Here is an 8,122-nt window from a genome sequence, read left to right as displayed (position 1 = left end):
TCCCGCATCGGGCGCACGCCCCGCATGCCCCGGCTCTCGCTGCGGCGTCGCCTGCAGCTGCGCGTCCTTCGGCCCGGCCCCGGGTACGCGGGCCTGTGGGAGCTGTACCGGGGGTACAGCCCGCGCCGCGCCCGCGCTGTGGCGCGCCGGTCCCGGCCGTCCCTGAGCCTGCGGGACAGATGGCTCGGGCCGCCCTCCGCGTACGCGGTCTACCTCGGCCGTGCACGGCCCTGGGGCCGTAAGGCGTACGCGACCCTCAAAGACGTCACCTTGACCATCGCCCCGCCGCAGCAGGGCAAGTCTGCGGCGGCGGTCGGCCGAATCCTGGACGCCCCCGGGCCGGTCATCGTGACCAGCATCCGGGGCGACCTCGTCAGCATGACCGCTGGTGTGCGCCAGCGGGACGGCCACTTGCACGTCTTCAATCCCGGGGGCGTAGGGGACTGGGGCACGACGCTGCGGTGGAACCTCGTGGCGGGGTGCCAGGACCCCGACACGGCGATCCGCCGAGCCGGATACCTGGTGGCCGGGATGTCCGCCAGCGCGGTCACCGACGCTTCCTTCTGGAGTGACCAGGCGGTCCTGACCCTGGCCGGGTACCTGCACGCCGGGGCGCTGGCCCGGGTCACCCTGCGGACCGTACACGAGTGGATCGTGTCCCGAGACGAGGTCGCCCTAAGGGTCCTGGAGGGCCACGAGGGCGCCTACCCTGAGGCCCGGCTCGCGGTGGCCGAATATCTGGGCCTGCCGGAGCGGACCCAAGCCAGCGTCGCCACCACGATCCGCGGGTGCCTGCGCTTCCTGTCGAACCCCTCGGCCGCCGCATCGGTCGAGCCTCGGACGCGCGGCGACCTCTTCGACGTCGATCAGTTCCTCTCGGGCCGAGACACTCTGTACCTCGTGGCGTCGGCGGACTCGACCGAGCTGGCACCGCTCTTCCTGACCTTCGTCGCGGAGATCTTCCACCGGGCCGTGGGAGAAGGGTCCCGAGCCCGGGCCAGTGCGCTGGACCCGCCCCTCAGCCTCGTCCTGGACGAGGTCGCCAACATCTGCCCGATCCCGGTACATACCTGGGTCACGTACGCGGCCGGGTCCGGAGTGGTCCTGCACCTGATCGGCCAGGCATGGAGCCACTTCAAAGCCCGCTGGGGCGAGCACGGCGCCGAGACCATCTGGCAGGCAGCCACCTGCAAGATCCTCTACACCGCGTCCAGTGACGTGGAGATGATGGAGCGCGTCTCCCGCCTGGCGGGAGAGGTCCGGGTCCAGACCGGCGTGGAGCGGATCTCGGAGGGCCGAGACGCCAAGGGCCAAGCCCAGCACCGCACCCGCCCCACGTACGAGAGGGTGCCGATCCTGCCGCCGTCCGCCATGCGGCAGCTCCCGCCCTGGCACGCCGTGGTAATCCTCGGCGACCGCCAGCCGACCATCGTGCACGTGGAGCGCGGCTGGCTGAGACGGGACTACAAGGAGTGGGTCAAGAGCGGCATGTCAATCCAGCTCCCTGGGGTCACAACGGCTTGGCCGACACCGGAGCCCCGGCCTGAGCTGGCCCGCATGTCCCGCCCTGCCGACGAGATCGCCTCCCGTCGAGAGCGGCGCGTGGCCGCTCCGGAGGAGACTCAGCCTCTGCCTCTGGCCTCGCCTGCTGAGCCCGACACCTCGGGCACGTGGCGCCCCTGGGATGGCCAGTGAGCGAGGACTACTTGGGTGACATCGTGGGCCCTGCCGGTGACGGCGGGGCCCACCGTGGTGCTTCTGACCTGCCTGCGGTCCTGACGGCGGTGTCCGCCGTGAGCGTCGATGTCGGGCGGCTGCGCGCCCGCGTCGACCAGCTCGTCGCCGAACAGGCCGCCGCCGCGCGTCAGGTCGGGAAGCTCGGCGCGCTGCCGGTCGCAGTGGCGAGTCTCCAGCAGCGCACCACTCAGCTGGAGCAGCTGGCCGGGGAAGTCGCCGGCCTTTCCGCTGCCGTCCAGCAGCTGGCCGACGTGGGCCAGGGCGGTAAGGCGGGCGCGGACACTCCTCCCCGCCCGGTGGACTGGGTCCACGTTCCTCCGGCCGAGCGGCTCGACTGGATGACGGACCTCGCGGCGTGGGTGAGGGACGTCTTGATGACTGGGTGGCCCACTTCGGGTGACCTCCTGCCGCCGTGCTGGCCGCACCACCGCGCCATGGTCAATGACCTGGCGCTGCTCCGAGTCACCTACGAGACTGCCTACGACTACGAGGGCGGGCGCGCCCACACCGGCGGCGAGTTTCGGCGGCTCCTGGCCGACGTCCTCACTACTGCGGCCGCCCAAGCCCAGGACTGCCCCGCACCGAGCGACCCCCGCCCCCACCCAGTGCCCCGGCCTCCGCGCGACGATACGGCCGCCGTACAGGCCGTCGAGCGGATCGGCCAGCTCGGCGAAGTGCACGCCCTCGTCACCCAAGCCAATGCCAATCGCGAGCAAGACCCTGCTCTCCAGGCCGCTGCCCAGGCCAGGGCCAGTGAGCTGTGGATCGCTTACCAGATCACTCCGCAGGAGTATCAGAGATACGAAAGCTCCCTGATCTAAAACGCGCGTTTTTGCTTCCGTAGAGACCCAGGAAGGGCCGTGCACCTGAGGTGCACGGCCCTTCTCCGTCAGCTGTCAGATCAGATCGGCGGGTCGTCCGACCGGGCGATCAGCCAAAGCAGTGCGGCCTCCACGCCGGTCCCGTACGACCTGTGAAGGGTGCTCGCGCGCTGCCCTCGGGCGATCTCCTCCCCCAGCGTCGCCTCGGCCCACATCTGTTCGTGCGAGGGTCGGGCGGTCTGTACGCCACTGAGCGGGGCTTTGAGGGCGCGACCAGTGGCCCAGGTCAGGGCCGCGAGAACACCTTCGGTGTACTGCTGCAGTCCCCAGTCCTCATGTCCTGGCTGGACGCCATCAGCACGGTACTGTGCCAGGTCCTCGCGGTTCACTGCTTCTACCTGTGCGACGGCCTCCGGCGAGCGGACGACGCCCATGTTGCAGTACTCGGCGTACTCACGAGGAGTCAAAGCCAAGCGCCACCCGCCTGGAGCATCAAGACGCCGCCTCAGCTTGTCACGATCGCTCGGGGACAGCGGAGTCATGTCTGGCTGGGAGGTGGCGGCCGCGCGCCGGGCCAGTTCCTGCCAGGGCACTTGGAACGGCTTGTCGTTCGCAGGCACTGTCATGTTTGCCACGGTAACGCCGTGGAAGCCTGGCGTGACCGGCCTCCACGGTGTTTCCCGTTTCCTCATAGCGACAGGTCCTCGTCTCGCTCGAACTCCAAAGCCGCGGCCTGCTGTGCCTGCTGTGCCCGCTCGGCCTCCCGCCGTTCCAGGTCGGCACGCTCGGCGGCCAGGCGCTCGGTCTCCCGTTCGGCGTCGCGCTCGGCGGCCAGGCGCTCGTCTTGGCTACGGCGAAGACGCTCGGCGGCCAGGTCCTCGGCTTCGGCCCGCCCGGCCGCAATAGCGCGGGCGGCGCGGGCCTGCAGGATCGCGGCCGCGGTGCGCTCCTGCATCCCGGCCTCGCCGTACAGGTCCAGCGCCTCCTGGCCCTGAATCTGCGCCACGGCCTGCGGCGGCTCCGGTGTCTCCGGCGCCTCGATGCTGACCTGCGCGGAGGTCTCCGGCTCCGGTATGCCCAGGTCAAGGGTCAGCTGCTCATGCCTGGCCGGGGCCTCCCTGCCCTCAGCCTCAGCGGCCGGTCGGACAAGCAGCTTCTGGAATGGCGACAGGAGCTTGTGGAGCGGCGGGAGCAGCTCGGCGCGGACGTCGGGGCGACGGCGTAGCTCCGCGTCGGCCCGCATGGCCATGACCCGTGCGTCCTGGGTGGCTGTGTGCCATGCCTGCCGGGCCGCGTCGATCTCGGCCAGGCGTACCCGCTGTTCCTCCAGCTCGGCCGCCATGGCCTGCAGCCCCTGGGCCTGAGTCCACAGACCATTGGCCACCGTCTTGTCGGCCGTGGCCCTGGCCTGCGCGCGGAGCCGTACGGCCTCGGCCGCGTGCTCGCGCTGGGCTATCGACGTGGCCTTGAGGTCGTCGGCCACGTACGGCGGAGCCCAGCGGGCGTCACGCTCATAAGCCGCTCTCATGACCCACAGCTCGCCGAGCGTCGCCGCGGCGACGTCCCGCTCCTGCTCGGGACGCCCCAGCGCGTCATAGGCCGCATACCAAGCGGTCCGCTGCTCAGGCACGGCCCGGCTCGGCGCGGTACCGATGGCATCGGACGTGACCTCGTAGCCGTACTGCTCGCGGTAGGCCATCACCCGCCCGGCCCGGTCGATCCACTCTCCGCGCTCGACCGGGCCGGGCGGGATCTCGCCCAGGGCCTCGATCAGCCAGGTCGGCGGCCGCTGGGCGGCACGCTCACCGAGCTGGAGCGTGCGGCGCTCCATCTCCATAGCCAGGTCGCCCGCGAACCGGGTGATCTCCGGGTTGGCCAGGTCAGGCGTGCGGTCCATCCAGGTGCCCCGGATCTGTGCCTCGGAGGGCTCCAGGGTCTTGGCGTTGACTCCGGCCGTCTCTGCGGCCTTGGTGATGCGCCAGTGGAGTACCTGGGCCGGGGAGTCGGCGCTGTCCAGCTCCCGCTGGGTGATGGCCTGTCCCAGGATCGCTGCGGCGTCCCGGCCGGACATCTCCAGTTGTCGCAGGAGGCGCCCGAGGGTGCCCTTGGCCTCGTCTGTGCGGAGCCGCGCGGCCTCCTCAGCGGGGAGGATGCCTCGGGCTTCGGCCTGGGAGATGTAGGCGTCGGCGCTGTACTCGCGGATCACGTCCAGCCACATGCTGCCCAGGTGGCCCATATGGGTCACACGCTGGGCCTCGGCCCGCGCCGCCTCCAGCGCGGTCTGATCGTCCTCGACGCGCTCCAGCGCCGCCGCAAGGACCGTCAGGCCGTCGCCGCCCTGTACTTCCGGGGCGTCCTCGGCCGCCTGGTCAGGGCCCGACCTCAGGTCCGCCTGAGGGCGCGGTGTGGCGGCGGCGTAGGCGTAGTTCCCATCCGTGGCCCGGCTGAGCATGACGTACAGCATCCGCCGCGAGACCTGGTCGTCCACGAGGCTATGCCCCGTGTCAACGGTGCGCCCCTGCGCCGCGTGCACCGTCCCGGCATAGGCCAGCTCGATGTGGTTGGCGACGTACTCGCCTCTGAGCGTGATCTGCTCGCCCGCGCGGCCGTTCTTATCCAGGAGGCGCGCGACCAGCACCCCGGCCCCCACTGCCTCAACCTTGAGAACGTCCCGGTTGGTCAGTGATCGGTCGCCGATCTTCAGCTTGTGGTCGTTCTGCCTCGCCATGATCAGGTCGCCGATACCTGCCGCATTGCCGTCCCGCAGCCTGACGCCCCCAGCAGAGACCACCCCGTATGCGACCAGCTCGGCCCGCACGCGGGCCGACAGCTGCGACGCCTTCTCGTTCGTGGAGACCAAGAGGAGAGTCCGGCGCCCCGCGAGGAGATCCGCCAGGTATGCCTGGCAAGCAGCCTCTTCCATCTCCTCCTGCGTGCCCTCACGAATCCGGCCGCGCCGGTCGTACTCGCCGAGCACCTGGGCGTCACCGTCGCGCAGCCTCAAGGAAGCCTCGCGCTCCCACTGCTCGCGCATCCGCTGCACGTCTACCAGCTCGTAAGCTCCAGCGGTCGCGGTGAGCTGCCGCATGATGCCGCCGACACCGGGCGCTCCCAGCTGCTCCTGGTCACCGGCCAGCAGCACCTTCGCCCCGGCCCGCGCCGCGAGCCGGTGGATCCTCCGCATGTAGTCGGTGCCCACCATGGAAGCCTCGTCCACGACGACGAGCTGCCCCGGCTCCAGCCGAGCGGTCCCGCGCTTCACAGCCCTGAGCCACTGCTCGATGTTGTACGCGGAATCGAGCCCCTCGCCCTTCAGCACGTTCGCGGCGTTCTGAGCGAGCGTCAGTCCGACGACTCGCCCCCCGGTCTGCTCCCGCCAGATCTCGGCGAGCTTCGCCACCGTGTACGACTTACCGGCCCCGGCCGGACCCACGAGGACGTCCGTCTGTCGGCCCGACGTTGCGATGCCGTACACGGCCGCGGCCTGGTCGAGCCGAAGCGACGACGCCGCCGACGTCGCCCCGGTCGAGCGGGACACCCGCCCGTCCGAAGCAACCTCCAAGCCCAACGAAGCGGCGGCCACTGCGGCGTCAAGCCGAGGGGCGCCGGTCCCAAGCGCGGTCGTGATGACTTCCGTCTCCGTGTCCAGCTGCTCCGCGGTGGCATACCGCTGCGCGCACGGCGCCTCGTACACGCTGCGCCCGTCCGCCCGCCTCAGCTCGGCCGGGACCTCGACCCGCTCCGGCGCGGTCAACAGCCGTGCCCCCGCCGCACCTGTGGGGTCGAGCGCGAGGTCGGCCAGCTCCTCCAGCATGGCCTCCATTCGCTCGGCCGGGAGCCCGCCGAGGTGGTCGGGCAAGTGCCGACTGATGTAGCGGATGACCTCGTACCGGTTGAAGGTACTCTTCGCGGCCTGGGCCTCCCTGACCGCCGCTGCGGCGACCCGACGCATGTTCAGGTCCGCCAGCCGGGCCTGGTAGGCGGCCTGACGCTCTGGCGGCACACGGCCGATGGCCGCTCCCGGGATCTCAGTCAGCAGCTCGATCTCCCGCTCAGTCGTCCGCCGCTCCCACTCCTTAAGCTCCTCAGCCCGGCTCGGCGCTTCGCTCGCCTTCCTCTTCCCCGCCTTGGTCGCTTTGGTCGCGTGCTGAGCCATCTGGAAAATCGCCCTGGCGCTCGGCTTACACCCGTGCGCCGCTTCATAATCAGCTATCCGCCGCTCCAGGTCAGCGGTCACCTGCACCCGACGCGTACTGAACGCTTCGATCTGCGCTTCGGTCACGCCCACGACCTCGCGGCCGTTGCCGTCCGGACGGGAACGCCACTCCACACCGAGCGTCCTCGTAAGCCGCTCCTCCATCACCCGCTCACCCACAGCGGCGGCGGCCGCCCGCACCTTGTGCACGGCCCGGGAGTCCAGGCTTCGCCACTGTCCATCCGCGCACAACTGCCGATTCAGAACCGCTTGGTGGACGTGTAGCTGCGGCTCCCCTTCCCGGTTGGTGTGCTGGCGGAACTGGCTCACCACCCACTGGCCCGCGTCAACCCACCGGCCGGTCGAGCGGCCCTCGATCGTCACCCCGTGATATCCCGCCCGCGCGGCCCCCGCGTGGTCCCGGGTGTAGGCCAGACTCGCGGTCGCCCCGGCCAGCACCGCGTCCCAGACTGCGGCGGCGGCCTTCTCGTACGCCTCGGCCTGCTCGATCCGGCCCGCCTCACGAGCCTGGACGGCTGACGCCTGCAGACCCGCGTGTAGCAGAGAGACCGACTTCGTCGGGGAGAAGGTGAGGTCGAAGAAGTACACGGCCGACCGGGCTTCCTTCTTCGCCTGGATCCGTAGCTCTTCGGCCCGCTCGGCCGTGGCCTCCGGCTCGGCCGCCAGCAGCCCCGCGAGGATCGTCTCAGCGGACTTGTACTGGCTCGGCCGACGCCCCAGACGCCCCTTCTCCTCGTCCGGAATGTCCTTATCCAGAAAGCCAGGGTCCCGGGGGTCAAGGAAGGTGCTGTACAGCTTTTCCATGATCGCGGGGTCCACCAGAGAGCCGGGCTCCAAGCCCAGAGCCTCAGCCCCTAGACCCCACCAGATCCCCGGTGGTTCGCCGTGCTCGGCGATCGCACTGAGGTAGTAGTTCTCCGCCCCTCGGCCGACAGACCGCGTGAGGTAGCCCGGGTCATACCCGGCAGCGATGCTCAGCATCTGGGCTACCTCCTCTCCGGGGCACCGCCCCGGAGGGCGTGGCGGAAGATCGTACGGGTAGCACTACTCTACCATGATCATTAATAATGCCTAGGTGTGGTGGCTTTTAGATTTTAGGGGTGGGAGAGAGAGGAGAGATGAGATGAGGAGCAGAGAGAGGAGAGGAAGAGGGAGGAAGGATCATGATGGAGGGGGGAAGTGATCGCTAAGGGGTGGGGGGCGGGCTCGGGCTGACGACAGCGAGGCGGGGCGGGGCGGGGCGGGGCGGGGCGGGGCGGGGCGGGGTAGGCGAGTCACGATCTTGACGGCGGCCGGACGGCCCGCGCGGCCGCGCACGCCCTGGTGCTCGGCGACGGCGACGGCCGCG

General features: G+C 70.5%; 4 protein-coding genes. 2 read left to right on the top strand and 2 right to left on the bottom strand.

The window, feature by feature from the left end; translation table 11 throughout:
• A partial coding sequence (locus FHS44_RS39870; protein WP_184725802.1) for a type IV secretory system conjugative DNA transfer family protein occupies nucleotides 1-1,695 on the top strand: 1,695 nt, incomplete at its 5' end.
• Complete coding sequence (locus tag FHS44_RS39865; protein ID WP_184725793.1) at nucleotides 1,692-2,558, top strand: hypothetical protein; 867 nt, start codon at nucleotides 1,692-1,694, stop codon at nucleotides 2,556-2,558. The genes FHS44_RS39870 and FHS44_RS39865, both read left to right, overlap by 4 nt.
• Nucleotides 2,559-2,638: 80 nt before the next feature.
• Here FHS44_RS39865 and FHS44_RS39860 read toward each other — a convergent pair whose 3' ends face one another.
• Complete coding sequence (locus tag FHS44_RS39860; RefSeq protein ID WP_184725791.1) at nucleotides 2,639-3,184, bottom strand: hypothetical protein; 546 nt, start codon at nucleotides 3,182-3,184, stop codon at nucleotides 2,639-2,641.
• A 62-nt stretch (nucleotides 3,185-3,246) separates the two neighbouring features.
• Nucleotides 3,247-7,755 carry a MobF family relaxase gene (gene mobF / locus FHS44_RS39855; RefSeq protein ID WP_184725788.1) on the bottom strand — a complete coding sequence of 1,503 codons (4,509 nt, stop codon included), beginning with the start codon at nucleotides 7,753-7,755 and terminating at the stop codon, nucleotides 3,247-3,249.
• Nucleotides 7,756-8,122: the final 367 nt, after the last annotated feature.

Source organism: Streptosporangium saharense (assembly GCF_014203715.1).
Lineage (GTDB): Bacteria > Actinomycetota > Actinomycetes > Streptosporangiales > Streptosporangiaceae > Streptosporangium > Streptosporangium saharense.
This window is presented reverse-complemented; position numbering and strand designations above follow the sequence as displayed.